Genomic DNA, 22,487 nt, shown 5'->3' with positions numbered 1-22,487 from the left:
GTCCGGCCGGGCACGACACCCTCGTGCTTGGCCGGGCTGTTTTGGGAGGCTACACTCGTGCTCATGAAGATTCTCGTCATAGAAGATGATCGCCAGGCCGCCAGCTACCTTGCCAAGGGGCTGAAGGAGGCCGGCCATGTGGTGGACGTCGCCAACGACGGGAAGGAAGGCCTGTTCCTGGCCGGGGCCGAGCATTACGACGTGATGGTCGTCGACCGCATGCTGCCCGGCCGCGACGGCCTGTCGCTGGTCCAGGTGCTGCGGGCGGCCGGCAACGATACGCCGGTGCTGTTCCTGTCGGCGCTGGGCAGCGTCGACGACCGGGTGAAGGGGTTGAAGGCCGGTGGCGACGATTACCTGACCAAGCCCTTCGCCTTTTCCGAGCTGCTGGCGCGGATCGAGGTGCTGGTGCGCCGGCGGGGTGCCGCCCAGCCGCAGACCCGCCTGTCGGTCGGCGATCTGGAACTCGACCTGCTGTCGCGCAGCGTCAAGCGCGCCGGCAAGGCCATCGACCTCCTGCCGCGCGAGTTCTCGCTGCTGGAATATCTGATGCGCAATGCCGGCAGCGTGGTGACCCGCACCATGATGCTGGAGAATGTGTGGGACTATCATTTCGATCCGCAGACCAACGTGATCGACGTGCACATCGCCCGTCTGCGCCAGAAGATCGACAAGGATTTCCCCACCCCCCTGATCCACACCGTGCGCGGTGCCGGCTACAGCCTGCGCGCGGCGGAGGCATAAGGGTCTCGATGGAATTGCGTGACGTATGAAGCATGAGGGCGCGGCCGCCGCCGGCCTGCACGGCTTTGTCGCCGCCGGGCTGCGGCTGGTGCGGACCACGGCGTTCCGGCTGGCGCTGCTCTATCTGGCCATGTTCGTCCTGTCGGTCGGGCTGATCCTCGGCGTCGTCTATCGCACCACCGCGGGATTCCTGGAGCAGGAGATCGGCGAGACCATCGCGCTGGAGGTCGCCGGCCTTCAGGACCATTACCACAACTACGGACTTCCCGGCCTCGTCGATGTGGTGCGGACGCGCAGCGCGGTGGCCAACAACAACTCCATCTATCTGCTGAGCACGGCGGCGGGGGTGATCCTGGCCGGCAACCTGTCGGGCTGGCCGGCGGCGGTGCCCAACGCCAGCGGCTGGACCCATTTCAAGGTCGCCGATTATGGCGGGGTCACCGACAGGCCGTCCACCGCGCAGGCGGTGACCTTCACGCTGCCGGGGCAGTTCCGCCTGCTGGTCGGCCGCGACATGAGCGAGATCGATCAACTGCGCACCCGGATGTTCCGCTCGCTCGGCTGGATCCTGGGGGCGACCGCCCTGCTCGGGCTGGGCGGCGGATTGTTGATGAGCCGCGGCGCCATGCGGCGGATCGAGGCGATCAACCGCACCACCCGCCAGATCATGAGCGGCGATCTGAGCGACCGCGTGCCGCGGTTCGGCGGCGGCGACGAGATGGACCGGCTGGCCGGCAACCTCAACGCCATGCTGGACCGCATCGAACGGCTGATGACCGGCATGAAGCAGGTGACCGACAGCGTCGCCCATGACCTGCGCACGCCGCTGACCCGGCTGCGCTCCCGCATCGAACTGGCCCTGCTGCACGAGACGGAAGACCCGGAGGTCTATCGTTCCGTCTTGCAGGACACCATCGTCGAGGCCGACCGGCTGCTCGCCACCTTCACCGCCCTGCTGTCCATTGCGGAGGCGGAATCGGGCGCCAAGCGGCAGGACTTCGTGCCGGTCGATCTGGCGGAGGTGGTGGAGTTGGCCGCCGACCTTTACGAGCCGGTGGCGGACGAGCGCGGGCAGCGCCTGTCCGTCGACATCCGCGGCAAGCCGGTCGTCCACGGCAACGGGCAGCTTCTGGCCCAGGCGGTGTCGAACCTGCTGGACAACGCCATCAAATACACGCCCGACGGCGGCAGCATCGCGCTGGTCCTCGACGGCCCGGCCCCCGGCCGCGCCGCCTGCATCGAGGTCGGCGACAGCGGCCCCGGCATTCCGGCGGACATGCGCGACAAGGTTCTGCAACGTTTCGTCCGGCTCGACACCGCCCGCGCCTCGCCCGGCAACGGGCTGGGGCTGAGCCTCGTCGATGCGGTGGCGACGCTGCATGGCGCGAAGCTGGAGCTGAGCGACAACGAGCCGGGCCTGAAGGTCTGCCTGCTGTTCCCGCCGGAGGCACGCCGGTAAGGGGGACGTTATCGGCCAAAAAAAAGCCCGCCGTGAGGCGGGCTCTTAAAGTGACATCAGCGAGAATGACTCCTTGGCGTCACTGCTGATATGGGGCGGTTCGGGGCAGCTTCCATATCGATCTTCGGACTACCGCCGACGGCATAGCCTGCCGACACTGCGCAACGTCTGCGGACTCCGCGCGTTCTTCCCGCGAGGCTGTCCGTCCGGCGGCCGCGAGTGCGGGAGTTTGAAGAGATGGCGACACCCAGCCGGCCCACCGCCTATCAAGCGACACCCCCCGGCGGCGGGGCGGCGCAGACCGAGCCGCCGGCGCGGGCCGGGCGCGGCGAACTGGCCGTCTTCACCTGGAAGGTGCTGATCGTCGCCGGGGTGGCGGCGCTCGGCATCTTCCTGTGGCGGATCTCCGGCACGCTGCTGCTGATCTTCACCGGCGTGCTGTTCGCCATCCTGTTGCAGCGGCTGACCGGCTATGTGCAGCGGGCGACCGGGCTCGGCCATGGCTGGTCGCTGGCCATCGTGCTGCTGGCACTGGTCCTGCTGGTCGGCGGCGGCGGCTGGCTGATGGGCACCTCGATGGCGGCCCAGCTCGGCCAGTTGCAGGAGCAGGTGACCAAGGCGATGGGCATGCTGCCCGACGGCTGGCGCGACCGCATCATGGAGCAGGGCAAGGAATGGCCCTGGATGAACCAGCTGAGCAGCTTCGCCTCCGGCCTCGTCTATGTCGTCGGCGACGCGGTGGTGGTGATGTTCGCGGCCCTGTATCTGGCAGCGTCGCCGGGGCTCTATCAGCGCGGCGTCGTTCTGCTGGTGCCGCCGCGCGGCCAGAAGCGGGCCTGCGAGGTGATGGATGTGGCCGGCGACAGCCTGTGGAAGTGGCTGATCGGGCAGCTGGTGGCGATGGCGGCGGTCGGCACGATGATCGCGGTCGGGCTTTGGCTGCTCGGGATTCCGTCGGCGCTGGCGCTGGGCATCGTCGCCGGGCTGATGGAGTTCATCCCGCTGGTCGGCCCTTTCCTGGCGGCGGTGCCGGCGCTGCTGATCGGCTTCGCCCAGTCGCCGCAGGATGCGCTGTGGGTCGCCGGGCTCTATCTGGTCATCCAGCAGATCGAAGGGAACGTGATCACGCCGCTGTTGCAGAAGCGGGTGGTCGATCTGCCGCCGGTGGTCACCATCGGCGCGATTGCCGCCGGTGGCGTTCTGTTCGGCATCATGGGCATGTTCCTGGCGACGCCGCTCGCCGTCGTCGTGCTGGTGCTGGTCAACCTGCTCTACATCGAGGACAAGCTGGGGCAGCCCAGGCACTTCCCCAGCGATCATTCCTGACGGCTAGCGGTTAGCCTTCTGCGGCCGGGGCGGTCTCCGCCCGGCCGGGGTTGGCGGAGCGCAGCGGCAGCTCCTTCAGGAACAGCGTCATCGCGAAGGAGACGACCGCCAGCGCGGCAGCCAGCAGGAACAGGGTGGCGAAGCCGTGCTCCAGCGTCGCCACCACCCCGCTGCGGGCGGCGGCGGGCAGGCCGGCGAGGGCGGCGGCGCCATGCTCCAGAACCGCACGGCCGGACAGGCCGGCCCCCTCCAGCCGTTCGGACACCACGGCGTTGAAGACGGCGCCGAACACCGCGACGCCGACCGACCCGCCGAGCGAGCGGAAGAAGCCGACCGCGGCGGTGGCGGCCCCCAGGTCGCGATGCTCCACCGCATTCTGCACGGCGACCGTCATCACCGGCATCACCAGACCCAGCCCCATGCCCAGCGGCACCAGGATCAGCGTCGACCACAGTCCGTCCGCCGCCAGCGCCGGCAGGCTGCCCAGCAGGGCGTACATGACGCCCGACAGGGCCAGCCCGGCCAGCGGGAAGGCCTTGTAGCGCCCGGTCCTGGCGATCAGCCGTCCTCCGCCGACCGACCCGACGGTCATGCCCAGCACCAGCGGCAGGAGCAGCAGGCCCGACACCGTGGCGCTGGTCCCCTGCACCAGCTGGAGATGCAGCGGCAGATAGACGATGCCGGCGAACAGCACCATCGCCGACACGGCGACCACCGGAGTCGCCACCGCCACAACCGGGCGGCGGAACAGGTGCAGCGGCAGGATCGGCTCCTCGATCCGGCGCTCGTGCCAGAGGAAGACCACCAGCATGACGAGGCCGGCCGCCAGTAGGGCCAGCGCCGCCGGGCTGCCCCAGCCCATGGCGTCGCCGCGGGTGGCGACGACCAGCAGGCTGGTCACCGCCCCGGTCAGCAGCGCCGCCCCAGCCAGATCGATGCGCGGCCTGGCCCGGCCGGCGGGCAGGCGCGACAGGGTGCTGCGGGTCATGGCAAGTGCGGCGACGCCCAGCGGCAGGTTGATCAGGAAAATCCAATGCCAGCCGATGGTCTCGGTGAAGATGCCGCCCAGCAGCGGCCCGGCGACGCTGGCCAGCGCGAAGACGCCGCCGATCATGCCCTGGTAGCGCCCGCGCTCGCGCGGGGCGACGACATCGCCGATGATGGTGAAGGCCAGCGACATCAGCCCGCCGCCGCCCAGCCCCTGCAATCCCCGGAACAGGATCAGCTGGGTCATGCTCTGCGCCGCGGCGCACAGGACGGAGCCGACCAGGAACAGCAGGATCGCCGTTTGCAGCACGCGCTTGCGGCCATAGAGGTCCGACAGCTTGCCGTAGATCGGCGTCGTGGTGGTGGAGGTCAGCAGATAGGCGGTGACCACCCAGGGCAGCATCTCCAGCCCGCCGAACTGGCTCGCCATCGTCGGCAGCGCAGTGGCGACGATGGTCTGGTCCATCGCCGCCATCAGCATCGCCAGCGCCACCCCGCTGAACACCCGCAGGATTTCCTGGTGGGTGAAGACGGGATGGGCCGAATCGGGCTCTGCGGCGCGGGTGGCGGTCTCGGTCATGGTCAGGCGTCTCGGACGTTGAGGTCTTTGAACGGTGAAGCGGGGAGTTGGGTCGGGCCGGTGCGGTTCACCGTCCGAGCGACATCGGCGGCATGCGGGCCTGCACGCCGTCGCCCTGGGTGGCGGCCAGCAGCGGGCGGAGCTGCGCCAGCAGCGGGCGCAGTTCGGCAACGGCGGCGAGCGCGCCGACCAGCTCGCCCTTGCGGGACACCAGATCGAGGATCTGGTCGGTCACCGACTTCGGCGGCGGGTAGGGGACCAGGCTCACCGGGGCATCGGGGGAGAGGCCGGCGGCGGTGCGGGCCAGCGTCAGCGCCTGCTCCTGGCCGCCCAGATCGTCGACGAGGCCGAGGTCGCGGGCCTGGGCGCCGGTCCAGACGCGGCCCTTGGCGATGCCGCGCGCCTGTTCCGGCGTCATCCGCCGGGCCTCCGCCACCCGTTGCAGGAAGTTGGCGTAGGTGTCCTCGATGATGGCGTTCAGCCGGTCGGATTCGCCGCCTTCGAAGGGATGCAGCGGCGACCACATGCCGGCATTCTTAGCGCCCTGCACCCGGTCCCAATGGATGCCGAGCTTGTCGGACAGGCCGCCGATGGCGAATTTGCCGGCGACGACGCCGATGGAGCCGGTGACGGTGGCGGGGGAGGCGACGATGCGGTCGGCGGCCAGCGCGATCCAATAGCCGCCCGACGCGGCGGTGTCGCCCATGCTGGCGATCACCGGCTTGCCGCTCTGCCGCGCCTTGACCAGGGCCCGCCGGATCGCCTCCGACGCGGACACCGCGCCGCCGCCGCTGTCGATGCGGAACAGGATGGCGCGCACCTCCGGATCGTCGGCCGCCTCCTCGATGGCCTTGACGATGGTCTCCGACCCGGCGGACATCCCGCCAACCGTCGGCTTGCCGCTCTCGCCGCCGGTGATGGTGCCGACGGCGTGGATCAGGGCGATGGTCGGCCCCTCGCCGTTGGGGCTGCCGGCGACCGACAGGTAATCGGCCGGGTTCAACGTCTCCGCCCCGGCGCCGGCCCGCGTCAGCGCCTCGTCCCGCGCCTCGTCGGCATAGCCGAGCCGGTCGACGAATTTCTGGTCCAGCGCCTCCCTGCTCAGCAGCGGCGCCTTGTCCATGGCGGTCCGCACCGCGGCGGGGGCGAGGCGCCGGCTCTTGGCGATGCCGTCGACCAGCTGGTTGCCGAGGTCGCCGACCAGCGCCTCCATCATCTCGCGGTTGGCCGGGGTCATGCCGGATTTGGTGAAGGTCTCGGCGAAGCTCTTGTATTCCTCGCGTTGGGCGAAGCTCGGCTGCACGCCCAGCTGGTCGAAGGCGTCGCGGGCGAAGGGCAGCTCCGCCGACAGGCCGGTGATGCCCAGCGTGCCCAGCGGTTGCAGCCACACCTCGTCGAAGGCGCTGGCCAGCAGGTAGGAGCGGTTGCCGGCCCCGGCCCCGCCATACTCCTCGGCGAAGGCGACGGCAAAGCGGCCCGAGGCGCGGAACCGCTCGATGGCGGTCCGCAGCTCCTGGGTCTGGGCGAAGCCGATGCTGTCGTCGCCGAAGCGGGCCAGGACGCCCTTCACCTTCGGGTCGCGCCGGCCGCCGTCGAGTGCGTCCAGCACCTCGCGCAGCGTGGCCTGGTGTTCGAACAGGCTGCCGAACTTGCCGTCGTCGCTCTCGGCCAGCGGCTTGGTCAGGTCGAGTTCCAGCACCACGGCGGCGGGCAGGGTGGGTTCGTGACGGACCGCCAGCACCACCACCGCCACCGCGCCGACCACCAGCAGCAGGCCGATGAGCGCGAACAGACGGACGAAGAAACGGACGATCGCCATGATACCTACCCTGTGTGGCCTTGAAGACTATCGATAAGACTACCGATAAGGCTGCCGATTGCGATGCCGGTCAAAGACCGGGAGTTTCCGGGCCTTAACGGTCCTGGCTGTGGTACTCGCGGTTCGGGATCATGTCCACCGCGGTCGCCACGCGGTTGGACATGTTGTAGAAGCCGACCGTGTCGGCAATGTCGAAGATGTCCTCGGCGCTGAATCCGGCGGCGCGCAGCGCCTCGCGGTCGGGTTCGCCCACCGACATCGGCTCCTTGGTCAGCTTCCAGGCGAAGTTGAGCATGGCGCGCTGGCGCGGCTCCAGCGGGGCGACGCGGTAATTGGCGACCAGCATCTCGCCCAGTTCCGGATCGCCGGACAGCTTGCGCACCGCCTGCCCATGGGCGACCAGGCAGTAATAGCAATGGTTGGCGGAGGAGACGACCACCGCGATCATCTCGCGCTCGAGCTTGCTGAGACCGCTCTCGCCCAGCATCAGCTCATTATAGAACATGGCGAAGTTGCGCAGCTTCTTCGGCCGCAGGCTGTAGGCCTGGAGCACGTTCGGCACGAAGCCCAGCTTTTCCACACACTTGTCGAACAGGGCCTGCATGTCGGGGTCGAGGTCCGGCTTTTCCGGCAGGGGCAGGGCCATGACGTGATCGGGTTGCGGCATCGGGCGAGTCCTCTCTTTTGTTTGCTGGGCCTTTTCGGCCGGGGGAGGGTAACCGCCACCGCGCGGTTTGTCTTCCGTTCCGCTTGCCGCTCGCCAATCGGGTTCGGTTGTGCCAGAAGTGGAAACTGAATGCGGGAATATGTCCCGGTTGGCGAAACAGAAGGCGATGACCCAGCCGAAGCTCGATCTTCTTTCGGTCCTGGTGGTTGAGGACAGCAGCTTCATCCGCACGGTGCTGACGGCGACCCTGCGCACCATCGGCATCGGCCGGGTGGAGGGGGTGGCGACCGGTGCCGACGCCATCCGCTGGCTGGGGGAGCGCCGCGCCGCCTTGCCGCCGGGCACCGCTCCGGTCGACCTGATCCTGTCCGATCTGGTGATGCCCGAGGTGAACGGGCTGATGCTGCTGCGCTGGATCCGCTCCAGCCCGAAGAGCCCGGACAAGTTCCTGCCGGTGCTGATGCTGTCGGGGGCTGCCGATCGGCACTATGTGGAGCAGGCGCGCGATCTCGGCGCCACCGACTTCATCGCCAAGCCATTTTCCGCCCAGACCATCGCCAGCCGGCTGCTGTTCGCCATCGCCCGGCCGCGCCGCTTCGTGCTGGCCAAGGGCTATTTTGGCCCTGACCGCCGCCGCGCCGACAAGCCGGTGGCGATGGATTGCCGGATGACCGCGCCGTCGGAGATCCTGATGGTGCACAGCGCGTCGAAGGCGCGCGGCATCGACCGCTTCCCCGTCATCTATTTCGACCTGCCGAACCGGCTGGGCGCCAAGGCCGGTCTCGCCCCGCGCGATCCGGTGCCGACCCTGCCGCCGGAGGTGCTGGCCGCCGCGGAGGAGGAAATCCTGAACCGCGCCGGCGACTATGCCGTCTGGATCGGCTCGGAGGTGGACGAGATGAGCCGCCGCGTCGACCGCCTGCCGCGCGAGCCCGACGCGGTGGCCGTCCTGCTGGCCCAGGTCAACCGCTCGGCCCACGAGATGCGCGGGCAGGGCGGCATCTTCGGCTATCCGCTGATCACCCACATCGCCAAGTCGCTCTACGAGGCGACCCGCAGCGGCCTGACCACGGTGACCGCCAACGAGCATCTGCTGTTCAAGGCCCATGTCGACGCGATCAGGGCGGTGATGACCGGCCGCGTCAGCGGCGACGGCGGCGCCACCGGCCAGCAGCTGCTGGCCTCGCTGGAGGTGGCGAAGCGGAAATACGCGAAGGCGACCGGGGTGGGGTGAGGGAGGCTATTCCCTCATCACCTGCGGCAGGTCGCGCGCACCGTGGACGATGCGGATTATGACGACCCGGTCTGCTCCCGCGGCGGTGAAATCCAGCCGTGCCATGGATGTCGATCAACCCTGTCCGGGCTCTCCCGCCTTGGCATATTTGGCGATCAGACGTTCGAACAGCATCTCGCCGTCCGTCGTCCGCCCTGCATCCGCATCTTCCAGCCCGACAGTGACGTCGTCCTTCAACGACTGCCGGCGTTCCTCTTCACTCTCATCGACCGGTTCGATGGTCACCCGGAAGCGGGTTCCGGCCGGCGGGCGGACGGGGAGAGCGGCGGTGATCGCTCGCGGCAGTTCCTCCGCCTGAATGGTGGCCGTCACTCTGGAGGTGCGAACAGGCGGGGTTGGCGGAACGGGCATCGCAGGGTTCTCCAGAGGAAAAAGCGGGCCGCCGTCAGGATACACGCCGCAGCCTTGGGTGGAAAGCGGTGACCGCCCTGCCGCCTGCCCAACTCCCTCACGCCGCCCGGATCTTCCCGATGAAGTCGGCGACGTCGCCGCGCAGCCCGTCCGCGTTCCGCTTCAACGCGTCGGCCATCGACAGCACCTCCTTCGCCATGGCGCCGGCACGGCTGGCCTCGGTGCCGACGAGGGAGGCGTTGTGCGACACCAGATCGGTGCCGTCGGCGGCCTGGCGGACGTTGCGGCCGATCTCCGCAGTGGCGGCGTTCTGCTCCTCCACGGCGGCGGCGACCGCGGAGATGTTTTCCTCGATGTGGGTGACAATGCTGCCGATGTCGTCGATGGCGCTGACGGTGTGGCCGGTCGCCGACTGGATTTCCGCCACCTTGGCGGTGATGTCCTCGGTCGCCTTGGCGGTCTGGTTGGCGAGGTGCTTCACCTCGCTCGCCACCACCGCGAAGCCCTTGCCGGCCTCGCCGGCCCGCGCCGCCTCGATGGTGGCGTTGAGGGCCAGAAGGTTGGTCTGGCTGGCGATGTCGGTAATCATCCGCACGATCTCACCCACCTGCTGGGCGGCGCCGCTGAGATCGGCGATGACGTCGGCGGTGCGCCGGACGTCGCCGACCGCCCGCTCCGCCATCTCGGTCGAGCCCGCCATCTGCCGTCCGATCTCGGCGATGGAGGCGGTCAACTGCTCCGCTGCGGCGGCGACGGCCTGGACATTGTCGGATGCCCCCTCGGACGCGCGGGCGACGGAGAGGACATGGACTTCGGTCTCCGAGGCGATGTGGCTCATCTGCTGGGCATTGCCGCGCAGGCCGGTGGCCGCCCCCGCCAGCTGTTCGGCGACCTCTTCGATGTGGCGGTCGAACGCATCGACCAGCCGCTCCAGCCGCTCGGCCTCGCGCAGCCGGTCCTCCTGGTGCTGCCGTTGCTCCGCGGCGAGCCGGTCGGCCTCGGCGAGGCTGAGACGGAAATGGTCGAGGCTGCGCGCCATGGCGCCCAGCTCGTCGGCGCGTTCGGCGCCATGAATGGTCAGCTCGCGCTCTCCCGCTTCCAGCCGCGCCATGTCGCCGTTCAGGCGGGCGATGGGCCGGGTGATGTTGCGGGCGACGAGGACGGCGATCAGCGTCATGGCGCTCAGCAGGATCGCCAGACCGGCGGCCATGCCGACCAGCCGGGTCATCGACTCCTGCGCGTCGCGGTTGGCAAGACCGATCAGGTCGTCGGCCACACGTGTTTCGACGCTGCGCAGCATGTCGATGGCGATGGTGATGGTGTCGAACCACTTGCCGGCATCGATCCGCTCGCCCTCGGCCCCATAGGCCGATGCGATGCCGATCCGCCGCATCCGCTCCACCTCGGCGATGGCCGGTCCGGCGAAAGTCCGGTCGAAATGGCTGGCCTGCTCGGCCGTCAGCTTGTTCTTCAGCCCGCCCATCAGCGCCTTGTATTCGCCCGACAGCTCGATGAAGCGTTCATGCGCGTCGATGGGGAAACGGTCCTTGCGGAAGGCGCCGCCGCCCACAGCGCGCTGCTGGCCCAGCCGCTCCTTCGCCTCCGACAGGGAAACCAGGGCGTCGGCGGCGCGCAGCTGGTCGCTGCCGTCGGACAGGGACCGGGCCTGCCCGGCGGCGTCGAGCAGCCTGCGGATCATGGCGGTGTAGCTTGCCACCACCTCCATCGAGGATTGCGCCATGCCGTCGACGCCGGTGCGCAGGCCGGACAGCTGCGACAGTGCGTCGCGGGCGCCGCCAATCGCCGCGGCCACCCGGGAATCGCCGATCCGGGCCTCGGCGAATTGCCGGTTCAGGTCGGCCATCCGGGCGTCGGCGGTGGTCCGCACCGTCTCCATGCGTCCGCGGTCTTCGGCGAGCTTGCCGCCGAGGAAGATGGAGGAGGAGCCGCGTTCCTTCTGAAGCTCGTGCACGAGGCTGGTCATGCCCACCGACAGCCGGGTGACGGAGGCGAGATCGGACGCCCGGCGGCTCGCTTCGACCTGTTCCCACACCAGCAGCGACGACAGCACGACCACGCCAGCCATCGGTACCGACAGCGCCAGCGCCATTTTGCGCGCGAAGCGCATGTCGCCGAGCAGCCGATCCGCGACCTTCAAAAGCGAAACCATCTTACGACTCCAACATCCTTGACCATTGCGGCATGGCGACGAAAGTTCCAAGCCGAAGGTATGAAAGCTAATGGGTTAAAGCACAGTTAGGTTTAACCACGGCGTTGGTAGGGAGATTGTTAAGTTACTCCACCAACCGATGTCCGCGGGCCCGTCGCGGCCAAAGCGCTGGATCCGACGGTGGGGGCGCGAAATTTGCCTCGCTTCCGTCGCGTCAGGGCGGTAGAACGTCAGTCCCGGTCCGCAGGTCTCTTGGGTTCGTGGCGTGACCGGAGCGGTCTTCCGGAGCGTCCATGTCCAACACCGAATTCCATCGCATCAAGCGCCTGCCGCCCTACGTCTTCGCCGAAGTGAACGCGATGAAGGCGCGAGCTAGGGCCAACGGCGCCGACATCGTCGACCTCGGCATGGGCAACCCCGACCAGGCGACCCCGCAGCACATCGTCGACAAGCTGGTCGAGGCCGTGCGCGATCCGAAGACGCACCGCTACTCGAACTCCCGCGGCATCCCCGGCCTGCGCAAGGCCCATGCCGCCTATTACAAGCGCCGCTTCAACGTCGACGTCGATCCCGAGACCGAGTGCATCGTCACCATCGGCTCGAAGGAAGGTCTGGCGAACCTCGCCCAGGCGATCACCAGCCCTGGCGACATCATCCTGGTGCCGAACCCCAGCTATCCGATCCATCCCTTCGGCTTCATCCTGGCCGGCGCCTCGGTGCGCCACCTGCCGGTGGGCATGGAGAACGGGGCGTCGACCGACATCGACAGCTTCATGATCATGCTGGAGCGCGCGGTGCGCCACAGCGTGCCGAAGCCGCTGGCGCTGGTGCTGAACTACCCGTCGAACCCGACGGCCGAGGTGGTCGGGCTGGACTTCTACCGTCCGATCGTCGAGTTCTGCCGCAAGCACGGCATCTACATCCTGTCCGATCTGGCCTATGCCGAGATCTTCTTCGACAACGATCCGCCGCCGTCGATCCTCGAGATCCCGGAAGCGCGCGAGATCGCCGTCGAGTTCACCTCGATGTCGAAGACCTATTCGATGGCCGGCTGGCGCATCGGCTTCGCCACCGGCAACAAGACGCTGATCACGGCGCTGGCCCGCATCAAGTCGTACCTCGACTACGGCGCCTTCACGCCGATCCAGGTCGCCGCCGCCGCCGCGCTGAACGGTCCGCAGGACTGCGTGCAGCAGGTGCGCGACATGTACAAGCAGCGCCGCGACGTGATGATCGAGGGTCTGGCCGCCGCCGGCTGGGAGGTCCCCAGCCCGAAGGCGTCGATGTTCGCCTGGGCGCCGATCCCGCCGCAGTTCGCCCATCTGGGCTCGCTGGAATTCTCCAAGCTGCTGCTGCAGCAGGCGGAGGTCGCGGTGGCGCCCGGCATCGGCTTCGGCGAGTACGGCGACGGCCATGTCCGTCTGGCGATGGTGGAGAACGTCCACCGCATCCGCCAGGCGACCCGCAACATCAAGGAGTTCTTCCGCTCCAACGCCGGCGGCGTTGCGGCGAGCAAGGACCCGGTGGCCCGCGCCGCCCTTCTGGAATCCGAGAAAGCGAAAGCCTGATGCCGAACGCCCAGCAAGCCCCCCTGAAAATCGCCGTCGCCGGCCTTGGTACGGTCGGTGCCGGCGTCCTGAAGCTGCTGGAAACGCAAGGCTCGCTGATCGAACAGCGCTGCGGCCGCCGGATCGAGGTGGTCGCGGTCAGCGCGCGCTCGAAGGGCAAGGATCGCGGCGTCGATCTGTCACGCGTCCAGTGGTTCGACGATCCCGTCGCGATGGCCGCCCAATCCGGCGCCGATCTGGTGGTGGAACTGATCGGCGGGTCGGAAGGCCCGGCGCGCGACACCGTCGCCACGGCGCTGGAGACCGGCAAGCATGTGGTCACCGCCAACAAGGCGCTGCTGGCCGTCCATGGCACCGAGATCGCCCAGAAGGCCGAATCGCGCGGCCTGACCGTCGCCTTCGAGGCGGCGGTGGCCGGCGGCATCCCGATCATCAAGGGTCTGCGCGAGGGTCTGGCCGGCAATGCCGTGTCGGAAATCCACGGCATCCTGAACGGCACCTGCAACTACATCCTGACGGAGATGCGGACCACCGGCCGCGACTTCGCCGATGTGCTGGCCGACGCCCAGGCTCTGGGATATGCCGAGGCCGACCCCAGCTTCGACATCGACGGCATCGATGCCGCGCACAAGCTGGCGATCCTGGCCTCAGTCGCCTTCGGCACGCCGGTCGATTTCTCGTCGGTCTACGTCGAGGGCATCCGGCAGGTGTCGGCGGTCGATTTCGACTATGCCGACCAGCTGGGCTTCCGCATCAAGCTGCTGGGCATCGCCCGCCGCACCGAGGCCGGTGTCGAGCAGCGCGTCCATCCCTGCATGGTGCCGGTGGCCGCCCCCATCGCGGCGGTGGACGGTGTGTTCAACGCCGTGGTGGCGCAGGCCGATTTCGCCGACCGGGTGCTGTTCGTCGGCCGCGGCGCCGGCGCCGGCCCGACCGCGTCGGCGGTGGTCGCCGACCTGATCGACATCGCGCGCGGGCGGTCTACGCCCACCTTCGGCGTTCCGGCCGATCGGCTGGGGGCGGCAACCCCCTCGCCGATGGAAGCGCGCCGCGGGTCGTACTACGTCCGCCTGATGGTCGTGGACCGTCCCGGTGTGATAGCGGATATCGCAGCGGCGATGCGCGACCAGAACGTCTCCATGGAGCAGTTCCTGCAACGCGGCCGCTCGCCGGGCGAAGGCGTTCCGGTGGTCCTGACCACCCATGACACCGACGAGGCGGCCATGCAGCGCGCGCTTGCGACCATCGCGGCCAGCGACAGCGTGCTGGAGCCGCCGCGGATGATCCGGATCGAGCAGTTCTGACCAGGGCAGTTCTGACCAGGACCGTTTCCCACCATAACCAATACACAGCCTGATACGACCGAAGAGTCGGGGGGAGCACACGATGTCTACGCCGTCTACGCATGTCGACCTGTCCCACATGGACCGCAACCTCGCGCTGGAGGCCGTCCGCGTGACCGAGGCCGCCGCCCTGTCGGCCTCGCTGCTGATGGGTCGCGGCGACGAGAAGCTGGCCGACCAGGCCGCGGTCGACGCCATGCGCCAGGCGCTCAACACGCTCTACATCGACGGCACCGTCGTGATCGGCGAGGGTGAGCGCGACGAGGCCCCGATGCTCTACATCGGCGAGAAGGTCGGCGCCGGCATCGGCTCCGGCCCGAAGGTCGACATCGCGCTCGACCCGCTGGAAGGCACCACCATCTGCGCCACCGGCGGCCCGAACTCGCTGGCCGTCATCGCCATGGCGGAGGAGGGCGGCTTCCTGAACGCCCCCGACGTCTACATGGACAAGATCGCCGTCGGCGCCGGCCTGCCGGACAATGTCGTCGACCTGGACGAGACGCCGGCCAACAACCTGAAGGCGCTGGCCGCAGCCAAGGGCACCGAGGTGCAGGAACTGCTGGTCTGCATCCTGAACCGTCCGCGCCATGCCGAGCTGATCGCCCGCGTCCGTGAAGCCGGCGCCCGCATCATGCTGATCAACGACGGCGACGTGTCGGGCGTCATCGCCACCAGCCAGGCCGGCACCGGCGTCGACATGTATGTCGGCTCCGGCGGCGCGCCGGAGGGCGTGCTGGCCGCGGCGGCGTTGCGCTGCATCGGCGGTCAGTTCCAGGGCCGTCTGCTGTTCCGCAACGACGACGAGAAGGCCCGCGCCGCCAAGTGGGGCGTCACCGACCTCGACAAGAAGTACAGCCTGCACGAGCTGGCGCGCGGCAACGTCATGTTCGCCGCCACCGGCGTCACCGACGGTGCCATGCTGAAGGGTGTCCGCCGTGTTCCGGGCGGTGCCTACACCCACTCGGTCATCATGCGCTCCAAGTCGGGCACGGTCCGCTACATCGAGGCACACCACAACCTGTCGCGCAAGGTCAGCGTGAAGTAAGCGGTTTGCCGCCGGTCCCGCTCGGGGCCGGATGCCATGGACAGGGGCGCGCGGGACTTCTCCCGCGCGCCCTTCTCTTTGCCGTCTTCCGAAAGGACGGTTACGGCTTGCTGCTGGCGGTCGTCTGCGCCGCCGCCGCATAGACGCCGAGCGTGTTCCACAGGGCCGAGCAGTTGCCGGCCTGGTCCATGCCGGAGACCGGCGTCGTCGTCGATGACGTCCGGCTGTTGAAGACGTTCAGAACGCCGGTGGGGGTAAAGGCGGTCAGTCCGGCCGGGGCCGCCGGGTTCTTGGCGAAGCTTGCCCAGGTCGAGGTCATCGTGCCGGCCAGGGTGGCGTCCGCCTGGGGCGGGTTGGTGACCAGCACGCCCAGCGTGCTGAACACATAGGGCAGTTCGTTGGCATGGCAGACATTGCCGTTGCTCGGCGCGCAGGCCGCGACCGGCTGGCCCGACGCCGTCTTGTAAAGGTCGTAGATCGGCTGCTGGCCGAACAGGTAGCCATAGATCGGCGAGGTGCCCTTGGCGTTGGCGATCTGGCCGTAGGCCTGTCCGGCCGTCCACAGATTGGCGCAGTGGAAGGCGAAGTCGTCGATCAGCAGATTGGTCGTCTGTGCCGTTCCGTTGGTGATCTTGTCCAGGCCGTAATAGGTCGGCGGGTTGGCGGCCGGCGCCACGTAGGGCTTCTGGCCGGCACTGTTCCGGTAAGCGGCGATGCTCGCCAGCGCGGTGGTGTCCGGGATCGCCTTCGCCAGGATCTTGTTGTATTCCGCCGGCAGATAGGGGCCGGGGATTCCGGCGGCGATCATCGCGGCGAAGACGGCGCCTTCATCGGCATTGACGCCGAACAGGAAGGGCTTCTGCGGCATGCCGGTGGCAAAGCCGGCGATCGGCTGGGCGACGACGTCCTTGCCGTCGATGGTCGGCGCCCAGGGCAGGGAGTCGGCCAGCGCCCCGGCCGCCGGAACGGGGCCGCCGCCGTTGCCGATGCCCAGATTGAGGAAGTCGGCCTGCGCCTTCTGGATGGTGTCGGCCGGCAGGCTCTGCAACCATTCCATGTTGCCCGGACAGCTCAGCAGATGGAGCGTCTTGGTGCACAGCCAGTGGATGAAGTTGGTGCCCTGGCTCTGGGTGTCGGCCAGGGTGCGATACAGCGATCCGATGGGGTTGCTTTCCATGATCGCCGCCCGGAACAGCGGCGCGCTGGCCGGAGAGGCGAAGAGATGCAGCCCGGTGGACATCGCGCCGGCGCTTTCGCCGAACAGCGTGACCTGCGTCGGATCGCCGCCGAAGCGGGCGATGTTGGACTGCACCCAGAGCAGGGCGTTGCGCTGGTCGTCGAGGCCGAAATTGCCGTTGATGTCGACGGTCGGCGCATCCTTCTTGCCGATCGCCGGCACCTGCGCCGCCATGAAGCCCAGCGCACCCAGCCGGTAGTTCAGCGTGACCACGATGACGCCGTTCTGCGCCAGCGCCGACCCATTGTAGACCGGCGAACCGCCCGAGCCGAGGACGAAGGCGCCGCCGTGGATGAAGACCATCACCGGCAGCTTAGCCGCAGGATTGTTCAGCGAGGCCGTAGGCGCCCAAACATTCAGATACAGGCAGTCCTCACCGGTCGCCGGCGGCTGGGCGTCCCAGGCCGGCAGCTTCTGGATGCATTGATTCTGCACGTTCACCGCCTGCATGGCGGGCGCGGGCGGCCAGCTTGCCGGGGCGCTGGGCGTCCAGCGGTTCGGCGGCACCGGTTGGTTTGCCACATAGGGAATGCCGAGATAGGAGGCGACGCCACCCGTCCCCTGGCTGCCGCAGAGGGCTGCGGTCGATTTCGTGTTGTCGGTCCAGACCGTCGTCGGGTCGGACGTCGTGCAGGCGGGGGCGGCCGGCGGTTGGGGATTCGGCGTTGCCGGCTTGGGCGAGGCCGCCCAGGCCGATCCCACGACCGATGCAGTCAGCAGGGGAAGGGCGAGCGCCCCGGCGAAAAATACACTCGAAGGTTTCTTAATGCGGATGATCGACATTCTATTATCACTCCAAAGTAGAAATAATACCATTACACTATCCATAATCTCGGAGAACTTCCATCGGTCGGGAGGATCGCGGGAACGGAGTTGCGAGGTTCGCCGGTGGTAGTGCCTGATCGCGGCGCGGCGAAGCGTGCGTTTCGCAGGCGTTTCGAGCCCATCGAATCCGCGCAGGTCTGCCGCCGCAGGACCGCAGAGGGTTGTCCATTGATTTCGCGGGTGCGAAAGGCAAAATAGGACCATGTAATCAGCGCCAAGCGCAGGAGATCAACATGGCTTACTCTTCGATGCAGTCTTCGTCCGGTGAATTGTTTGCGACCGGAACAAAGGAAATCACCCTCTTCCAGCGTGTCGTTCATTGGGTCCGCGAACGGATTGAACTTTATCGTGCGGAAAGTGAGCTGAACCACATGTCCGACGCCGAACTGTCCGACATCGGACTGACCCGCGGCGAAATCCATATGGCCGTCCGCCGCAGCGTCTGAGGCGGCGTCTGGCGCGGTCTCGATTGTCGGAAAGACCGGATATCGAAAGGTTTGCCCACAGCGTCTGGCGCGAGGCGGCCAATCGAGTCCCGAATGCGGAAAGCCCCGGAAAATGCCGGGGCTTTCGCATATGAACCTGCATTAACCTTTTCTTCATGGACCCTGCCCATGCGACGCATATGCCTGGGAAGGGTTGCGCGCTGCAGCATGATTATGGTTAATGCATTTTAACATTACCCCCGGTTCTGTTCGAAAATGGAAACGGGGCGCCTTCGGGAACCCCATCATCCTCCGTTGAGAGCCGTGGTCGAAGCATGAGTCTCATTCATCGCCTTCAGTCGCTGGAAGCGGAGCGCGATGCCGCCCGGGAGGAAGCCGAGCGCGCCAATCTCGCCAAGTCGAAGTTCCTCGCTGCCGCCAGCCACGACCTCCGCCAGCCGCTCCAGGCCTTGTTCTTCCTGTCCGCAGCCCTTGCCCGCCATGTCGGCGACCACAGTGGCCGCGACCTGTTGTCCCGGCTCGACCAGGGGCTCGACACCATGAAGGGCCTGCTGGACGGGCTGCTGGAGGTGTCGCGCCTGGAGGCGGGCGTGGTGACGCCGGTTCTCGACACCTTCGACGCCAGCGAACTGACAGACGCGCTCGACGCCGCCTATGGCGAGCAGGCGACCGCCAAGGGGCTGGTCTGGCGGGTGGAGGGCTGCGAGGCGGTCCTGCGCAGCGACCGCGGGCTGCTGATGCAGCTGCTGCGCAATCTGGTCGACAATGCGCTGCGCTACACCGAGGCCGGGGCGATCCGCATCCGCTGCCGCATCGATGCCGGGCCGGACGGCGACCGGCTGGCCATCGAGGTGCAGGACACCGGCATCGGCATCCCGCCCGAACATCTCGACCGCATCTTCGAAGAATTCCACCAAGTCGGCAATCCGGAGCGCGACCGGCTGCGCGGGCTCGGGCTCGGGCTGGCCATCGTGCGGCGGCTGTCGCAGCTGCTCGACCATCCGGTCGAGGTGCGGTCGGTGCATGGGCAGGGCTCCGCCTTCCGCGTCCTGGTGCCGCTGGCGCCGGCCCGCTTCCTCGCCGGCCGGGCAGGGGGGCCGGAACGGCCGCCGTCCATCGACCGCCCGCGCCTTGCCGTGCTGGTCGATGACGACGCGGTGGTGCTGCTGGGCTTGCAGACGGTGCTGACCGAATGGGGCTTCCGCGTCGTCGCCGCCGACAGCGCCGACCGGGCGATGGACCGGCTGGAGTCGCTGGGACGGGTGCCGGACATCGTCATCGCCGATTACCGGCTGCGCGAGGGGCGGGTCGGCACCGAGGTGATCCGCCGGGTGCGCGCACGCTACGGTGCCGAGGTTCCCGCCCTGATCCTGACCGGGGAGACCGGTGCCGACACGCTGGCCGACGCCTCCGCCCATGGCGTGGCGGTCCTGCACAAGCCGGTGACCCCGCGACAGCTCCAGGCCGAGGTCGACCGCCAGCTGCGGATCAAGCGCACCGACGGCATCGCGCAAGCCGCGCAGTAGCTCCGCTCAAGCAGCCCCTTAAATCAGCGCGCCTTGCCGCGCATCGGCCAGCGCCTCGTCGGCCGGGGCGGCATCGCCGTGGTCATGCCCGCCCAGCGCGGTGCGGCCGGCCTCCGTCAGGCGGCAGACCAGCCAGTCCGGCTTCAGCGGATTGTCGAACCAGCGCTCCGCCCATCCCGCCTTCAGGCAGGCTTCCACCGTCGGCTTCTTCACGCGCTGCCCACGCTCGTCGAACAGCGGCAGCTTGCCGCCCGGCTGGTCCAGACCGCGGCGCAGCCATGCCCCCTGAACGTCGGACGGGGCGCTGCGGGACGAGGAACGGCGGGGCTTTGCCATGGGACGGGCTGCTCTTGCGGATACGGGAACGGACAGGAAAATCGCCGGCCCCGGCGGGGGCTGTGGCAAAGTGCGGGCATCCTACGCGAAAGCGCGAGGCAGGTGCATCGAAAAGGAGGGAGCTTTCTCCATGCCGGAAACCAGCCCCGATCCCGATGGGGACGGCCTCGTCTTCGCCTACATCACCGCCGGTTCCAGGGAGGAGGCCCTGCGCATCGGCCGCAGTCTGGTGGAGGAGCGGCTGGCCGCCTGCGCCAACGTGCTGGACGGCATGACCTCGATCTATCGCTGGAACGGTGCGGTGGAGCAGGCCGACGAGGCGGTGCTGATCGCCAAGACCCGATCCTCGCTGTTCGAGCGCCTGACGGCGCGGGTGCGCGAGCTGCACGGCTACGACACGCCCTGCGTCGTCGAACTGGCGGTCGGGCGCGGCAACCCGGCCTATCTCGACTGGCTGCGGACGGAGACGGCCTGAGGCGCTGCAATACAGGAATATCCAAACAGAGCCTTGACGCCGATCAAAGGCAGGGTCTGCTTTTGGCGATAGGAAGGCCGCCAACTGCCTCATCCTGGCCCGCCTCATTCCCGGCCCTTTCATCAAGGACATCGAGATCATGGACGATTGCTCCGCACACGGCCCCATTCCCCTGTCGCTGGACGAGGCGGTCGCCCGCGTCGCGCAGGGCTATGGCGCGGTGACCGGGACGGAGGAGGTGCCGCTGCGCCACGCGCTCGGCCGCGTTCTGGCGGAAGAGGTGGTGGCGTCGGTCAACGTGCCGCCTGCCGACGTCTCGGCCATGGACGGCTGGGCCTTCGCCGCCGAGGCGGGGGAGGGCTTCCGGCGGCTGGACGTCGTCGGGCGGGTTCCGGCCGGATCGACGTTCGACGGCGCGGTCGCGGCGGGGCAAGCGGTGCGCATCTTCACCGGCGCGCCGGTCCCGGCCGGGGTCGACACCGTGGCGATGCAGGAGGATTGCCGGACCGAAGGCGACGCCGTCCTGGTCCCGGCCTCGCTGAAGCGCGGCTCCAACATCCGGCTGGCGGGCGAGGACATGACCGCCGGTGCGGTGGTCTTACAGCCCGGCCAGCGCCTGCGCGCGCAGGAGGTCGGGCTCGCCGCCGCGGTCGGCCGCTCCACCCTGACGGTGCGCAAGCGGCTGACCGTTGTGCTGTTCTCCACCGGCGACGAACTGCGCGAGCCGGGAACGCCCAAGCCCGACCACGCCATCTATGACGCCAACCGCTACACGCTGGCTGCACAGCTCGACGCGCTGGGGGTGGAGGTGCGCGACCTCGGCATCCTGCCCGACCGGCCGGACGCCACCCGCGCCGCGCTGGCCGAGGCTGCGGGCACCGCCGACCTGATCGTCACCAGCGGCGGCGTGTCGGTCGGCGAGGAGGACCATGTCAAGGCGGCGGTCAACGCCCTGGGATCCATCGACCTGTGGACGCTGGCGATCAAGCCGGGCAAGCCGCTGGCGCTCGGTCGGGTCGGCGACACGCCCTTCCTGGGGCTGCCCGGCAATCCGGTGTCGGCGATGGTGACCTTCCTGCTGGTCGGCCGGCCGCTGGTCCTGCGCCTGTCGGGGGCCAGCGGCATCGCCACGCCGCGCAGTCTGGTGGTCGCCGACTTCACCTTCACCAAGAAGCCCGGCCGCCGCGAGTTCCTGCGCGCCCGGCTGGAGCGCGGCGCCGACGGCCGCCCGGTCGCCGTGAAGTTCCCCAGCGACAGCTCCGGCGTGCTGACCTCGATGGTCGAGGCCGACGGGCTGGTCGACATGCCGGCCGAGGCCACGGCGGTGCGGCCCGGCGATCTGGTCGATTTCCTGCCCTTCACCGGCCTGTTCGCGTGACGCTGGAGCAGCTGCGCATCTTCGCCACGGTGGCGGAGATGCTGCACTTCACCCGTGCGGCGGAGGTTCTGCACCTGTCGCAGCCGGCGGTCAGCGCCGCCATCGCCGCGCTGGAGGCGGAGCATGGCCTGCGCCTGTTCGACCGCATCGGCCGCCGGGTGGAACTGACCGCCGCCGGCAACCTGCTGCACGCCCAGGCCCGCGCCATCCTGGCGAAGGTCGAGGAGGCCGGCACGATGCTGGCCGAGCTGTCCGGCCTGTCGCGCGGCGCGCTGCGGCTGGCGGCGAGCCAGACGGTCGGCAACCACTGGCTGGCGCCGCGGCTGCTGCGCTTCGCCGAGGCCTATCCAGGCATCCGGGTCGATCTGTCCATCGGCAACACCGAACAGGTGGCCGAGGCGGTGCGAGACGGCCGCGCCGAACTTGGCATCGCCGAGGGGGCGGTGGCCGATTCGGCGCTGGTCAGCGAACCCATCGAGGGCGACCGGCTGCGGCTGGTGGTCGGCGCCGGCCATCCCTGGGCCGGGCTGGGCCGGGTCGGGCGGGAGGAGATGGCGGCCGGGCGCTGGATCCAGCGCGAACCCGGCTCCGGCACCCGCGCGCTGTTCGAGGCGGCGATGCGCGGGGTGGGGCTGTCACCCGACGCGCTCGATGTGGCGATGACGCTGCCCGGCGGCGGGGTGATCCGGGCGGCCCTGCTGGCCGGCGTCGGGGCCAGCGTGTTGTCCGACCTGATCGTCGCCGAGGATCTGGCGGCGGGCAGGATCGTGGCGCTGGACGGGCTGGACCTGCCGGCCCGGCCCTTCCACCTGCTGCGGCACCGCGACCGCTACCGCAGCATCGCCGAACGGGCGTTCGTGCGTAGCGCGCTGGAAGCCGGGCAGGTGCCGGCTTCCAGCTGACGGGCGTGT

19 protein-coding genes are annotated in these 22,487 nt (G+C 68.9%); 12 read left to right on the top strand and 7 right to left on the bottom strand.

Features of this window, described 5'->3' with window-relative positions; all coding sequences use genetic code 11:
• The first annotated feature begins 63 nt into the window (after positions 1 to 63).
• From ABNQ38_RS18580 to ABNQ38_RS18570, 3 genes are all read left to right on the top strand, one after another.
• Complete coding sequence (locus ABNQ38_RS18580; protein WP_377809670.1) at positions 64 to 744, top strand: winged helix-turn-helix domain-containing protein; 681 nt, start codon at positions 64 to 66, stop codon at positions 742 to 744.
• A 25-nt stretch (positions 745 to 769) separates the two neighbouring features.
• Positions 770 to 2,203 (top strand): ATP-binding protein, encoded by a 1,434-nt coding sequence (locus ABNQ38_RS18575; RefSeq protein ID WP_377809669.1) that lies wholly within the window; start codon positions 770 to 772, stop codon positions 2,201 to 2,203.
• A 237-nt stretch (positions 2,204 to 2,440) separates the two neighbouring features.
• Positions 2,441 to 3,529, top strand: coding sequence for an AI-2E family transporter (locus ABNQ38_RS18570; RefSeq protein ID WP_377809668.1), 1,089 nt, complete (start codon positions 2,441 to 2,443; stop codon positions 3,527 to 3,529).
• A 10-nt stretch (positions 3,530 to 3,539) separates the two neighbouring features.
• Here ABNQ38_RS18570 and ABNQ38_RS18565 read toward each other — a convergent pair whose 3' ends face one another.
• From ABNQ38_RS18565 to ABNQ38_RS18555, 3 genes are all read right to left on the bottom strand, one after another.
• Entirely contained in the window at positions 3,540 to 5,096 is a 1,557-nt protein-coding gene (locus tag ABNQ38_RS18565) for an MDR family MFS transporter (RefSeq protein WP_377809667.1), read from the bottom strand.
• A 67-nt stretch (positions 5,097 to 5,163) separates the two neighbouring features.
• Positions 5,164 to 6,915, bottom strand: a complete 1,752-nt coding sequence (gene sppA / locus ABNQ38_RS18560) for a signal peptide peptidase SppA (protein WP_377809666.1) — start codon at positions 6,913 to 6,915, stop codon at positions 5,164 to 5,166.
• Positions 6,916 to 7,009: 94 nt separating this feature from the next.
• A complete protein-coding gene (locus ABNQ38_RS18555; protein ID WP_377809665.1) occupies positions 7,010 to 7,582 on the bottom strand; it encodes a peroxidase-related enzyme in 573 nt (190 codons plus the stop codon).
• 148 nt (positions 7,583 to 7,730) lie between these two features.
• Here ABNQ38_RS18555 and ABNQ38_RS18550 point away from each other — a divergent pair, with 148 nt between their 5' ends.
• Entirely contained in the window at positions 7,731 to 8,816 is a 1,086-nt protein-coding gene (locus tag ABNQ38_RS18550; protein WP_377809664.1) for a response regulator, read from the top strand.
• Positions 8,817 to 8,930: 114 nt separating this feature from the next.
• Here ABNQ38_RS18550 and ABNQ38_RS18545 read toward each other — a convergent pair whose 3' ends face one another.
• Entirely contained in the window at positions 8,931 to 9,227 is a 297-nt protein-coding gene (locus ABNQ38_RS18545) for a hypothetical protein (RefSeq protein WP_377809663.1), read from the bottom strand.
• A gap of 97 nt (positions 9,228 to 9,324) precedes the next feature.
• A complete protein-coding gene (locus ABNQ38_RS18540; protein WP_377809662.1) occupies positions 9,325 to 11,397 on the bottom strand; it encodes a methyl-accepting chemotaxis protein in 2,073 nt (690 codons plus the stop codon).
• 293 nt (positions 11,398 to 11,690) lie between these two features.
• On the opposite strand from ABNQ38_RS18540, the gene ABNQ38_RS18535 reads away from it, so the two are divergent.
• The 3 genes from ABNQ38_RS18535 to glpX all read left to right on the top strand — a co-directional run bounded on the left by ABNQ38_RS18535 (position 11,691) and on the right by glpX (position 15,353).
• Positions 11,691 to 12,965: an LL-diaminopimelate aminotransferase gene (locus ABNQ38_RS18535; RefSeq protein WP_098740140.1), complete on the top strand. Its 1,275-nt coding sequence runs from the start codon at positions 11,691 to 11,693 to the stop codon at positions 12,963 to 12,965.
• The gene (locus tag ABNQ38_RS18530) at positions 12,965 to 14,269 is read left to right on the top strand and encodes a homoserine dehydrogenase (RefSeq protein WP_377809661.1); all 1,305 of its coding nucleotides are present in this window, start codon (positions 12,965 to 12,967) and stop codon (positions 14,267 to 14,269) included. Before ABNQ38_RS18535 ends, ABNQ38_RS18530 begins: the two co-directional genes overlap by 1 nt.
• 82 nt (positions 14,270 to 14,351) lie before the next feature.
• Complete coding sequence (glpX, locus tag ABNQ38_RS18525) at positions 14,352 to 15,353, top strand: class II fructose-bisphosphatase (RefSeq protein ID WP_174471837.1); 1,002 nt, start codon at positions 14,352 to 14,354, stop codon at positions 15,351 to 15,353.
• A gap of 100 nt (positions 15,354 to 15,453) precedes the next feature.
• Here glpX and ABNQ38_RS18520 read toward each other — a convergent pair whose 3' ends face one another.
• A complete protein-coding gene (locus ABNQ38_RS18520) occupies positions 15,454 to 17,373 on the bottom strand; it encodes a carboxylesterase family protein (RefSeq protein ID WP_377809660.1) in 1,920 nt (639 codons plus the stop codon).
• Between the two features lie 203 nt (positions 17,374 to 17,576).
• Between ABNQ38_RS18520 and ABNQ38_RS18515 the strand changes: the two genes are divergently transcribed.
• Entirely contained in the window at positions 17,577 to 17,861 is a 285-nt protein-coding gene (locus tag ABNQ38_RS18515) for a DUF1127 domain-containing protein (RefSeq protein WP_377809659.1), read from the top strand.
• A gap of 314 nt (positions 17,862 to 18,175) precedes the next feature.
• Complete coding sequence (locus tag ABNQ38_RS18510; protein WP_377809658.1) at positions 18,176 to 19,387, top strand: hybrid sensor histidine kinase/response regulator; 1,212 nt, start codon at positions 18,176 to 18,178, stop codon at positions 19,385 to 19,387.
• Positions 19,388 to 19,405: 18 nt separating this feature from the next.
• On the opposite strand, the gene ABNQ38_RS18505 is transcribed toward ABNQ38_RS18510, so the two are convergent.
• On the bottom strand, positions 19,406 to 19,723 hold the full coding sequence (locus ABNQ38_RS18505; protein WP_377809657.1) for a hypothetical protein: 318 nt from the start codon (positions 19,721 to 19,723) through the stop codon (positions 19,406 to 19,408).
• Between the two features lie 130 nt (positions 19,724 to 19,853).
• Between ABNQ38_RS18505 and cutA the strand changes: the two genes are divergently transcribed.
• The 3 genes from cutA (at position 19,854) to ABNQ38_RS18490 (ending at position 22,478) form a co-directional block, all read left to right on the top strand.
• Positions 19,854 to 20,198, top strand: coding sequence for a divalent-cation tolerance protein CutA (cutA, locus tag ABNQ38_RS18500; protein WP_377809656.1), 345 nt, complete (start codon positions 19,854 to 19,856; stop codon positions 20,196 to 20,198).
• Between the two features lie 139 nt (positions 20,199 to 20,337).
• Positions 20,338 to 21,576 (top strand): gephyrin-like molybdotransferase Glp, encoded by a 1,239-nt coding sequence (gene glp / locus ABNQ38_RS18495; RefSeq protein WP_377809655.1) that lies wholly within the window; start codon positions 20,338 to 20,340, stop codon positions 21,574 to 21,576.
• Positions 21,573 to 22,478: a LysR substrate-binding domain-containing protein gene (locus ABNQ38_RS18490; protein ID WP_377809654.1), complete on the top strand. Its 906-nt coding sequence runs from the start codon at positions 21,573 to 21,575 to the stop codon at positions 22,476 to 22,478. The genes glp and ABNQ38_RS18490 overlap by 4 nt, the downstream gene beginning before the upstream one ends.
• The last annotated feature ends 9 nt before the right edge of the window (positions 22,479 to 22,487 follow it).

Source organism: Azospirillum sp. A29 (assembly GCF_042604625.1).
GTDB lineage: Bacteria > Pseudomonadota > Alphaproteobacteria > Azospirillales > Azospirillaceae > Azospirillum > Azospirillum palustre.
This window is presented reverse-complemented; position numbering and strand designations above follow the sequence as displayed.

What these genes read in the sequence shown, in the direction of transcription:
- ABNQ38_RS18580 (WP_377809670.1), top strand. Translation starts at nt 64, where the DNA reads ATGAAGATTCTCGTCATAGAAGATGATCGCCAGGCCGCCAGCTACCTT.
- ABNQ38_RS18575 (WP_377809669.1), top strand. Translation starts at nt 770, where the DNA reads ATGAAGCATGAGGGCGCGGCCGCCGCCGGCCTGCACGGCTTTGTCGCC.
- ABNQ38_RS18570 (WP_377809668.1), top strand. Translation starts at nt 2,441, where the DNA reads ATGGCGACACCCAGCCGGCCCACCGCCTATCAAGCGACACCCCCCGGC.
- ABNQ38_RS18565 (WP_377809667.1), bottom strand. Translation starts at nt 5,096, where the DNA reads ATGACCGAGACCGCCACCCGCGCCGCAGAGCCCGATTCGGCCCATCCC.
- sppA (WP_377809666.1), bottom strand. Translation starts at nt 6,915, where the DNA reads ATGGCGATCGTCCGTTTCTTCGTCCGTCTGTTCGCGCTCATCGGCCTG.
- ABNQ38_RS18555 (WP_377809665.1), bottom strand. Translation starts at nt 7,582, where the DNA reads ATGCCGCAACCCGATCACGTCATGGCCCTGCCCCTGCCGGAAAAGCCG.
- ABNQ38_RS18545 (WP_377809663.1), bottom strand. Translation starts at nt 9,227, where the DNA reads ATGCCCGTTCCGCCAACCCCGCCTGTTCGCACCTCCAGAGTGACGGCC.
- ABNQ38_RS18540 (WP_377809662.1), bottom strand. Translation starts at nt 11,397, where the DNA reads ATGGTTTCGCTTTTGAAGGTCGCGGATCGGCTGCTCGGCGACATGCGC.
- ABNQ38_RS18535 (WP_098740140.1), top strand. Translation starts at nt 11,691, where the DNA reads ATGTCCAACACCGAATTCCATCGCATCAAGCGCCTGCCGCCCTACGTC.
- ABNQ38_RS18530 (WP_377809661.1), top strand. Translation starts at nt 12,965, where the DNA reads ATGCCGAACGCCCAGCAAGCCCCCCTGAAAATCGCCGTCGCCGGCCTT.
- glpX (WP_174471837.1), top strand. Translation starts at nt 14,352, where the DNA reads ATGTCTACGCCGTCTACGCATGTCGACCTGTCCCACATGGACCGCAAC.
- ABNQ38_RS18520 (WP_377809660.1), bottom strand. Translation starts at nt 17,373, where the DNA reads ATGTCGATCATCCGCATTAAGAAACCTTCGAGTGTATTTTTCGCCGGG.
- ABNQ38_RS18510 (WP_377809658.1), top strand. Translation starts at nt 18,176, where the DNA reads ATGAGTCTCATTCATCGCCTTCAGTCGCTGGAAGCGGAGCGCGATGCC.
- ABNQ38_RS18505 (WP_377809657.1), bottom strand. Translation starts at nt 19,723, where the DNA reads ATGGCAAAGCCCCGCCGTTCCTCGTCCCGCAGCGCCCCGTCCGACGTT.
- cutA (WP_377809656.1), top strand. Translation starts at nt 19,854, where the DNA reads ATGCCGGAAACCAGCCCCGATCCCGATGGGGACGGCCTCGTCTTCGCC.
- glp (WP_377809655.1), top strand. Translation starts at nt 20,338, where the DNA reads ATGGACGATTGCTCCGCACACGGCCCCATTCCCCTGTCGCTGGACGAG.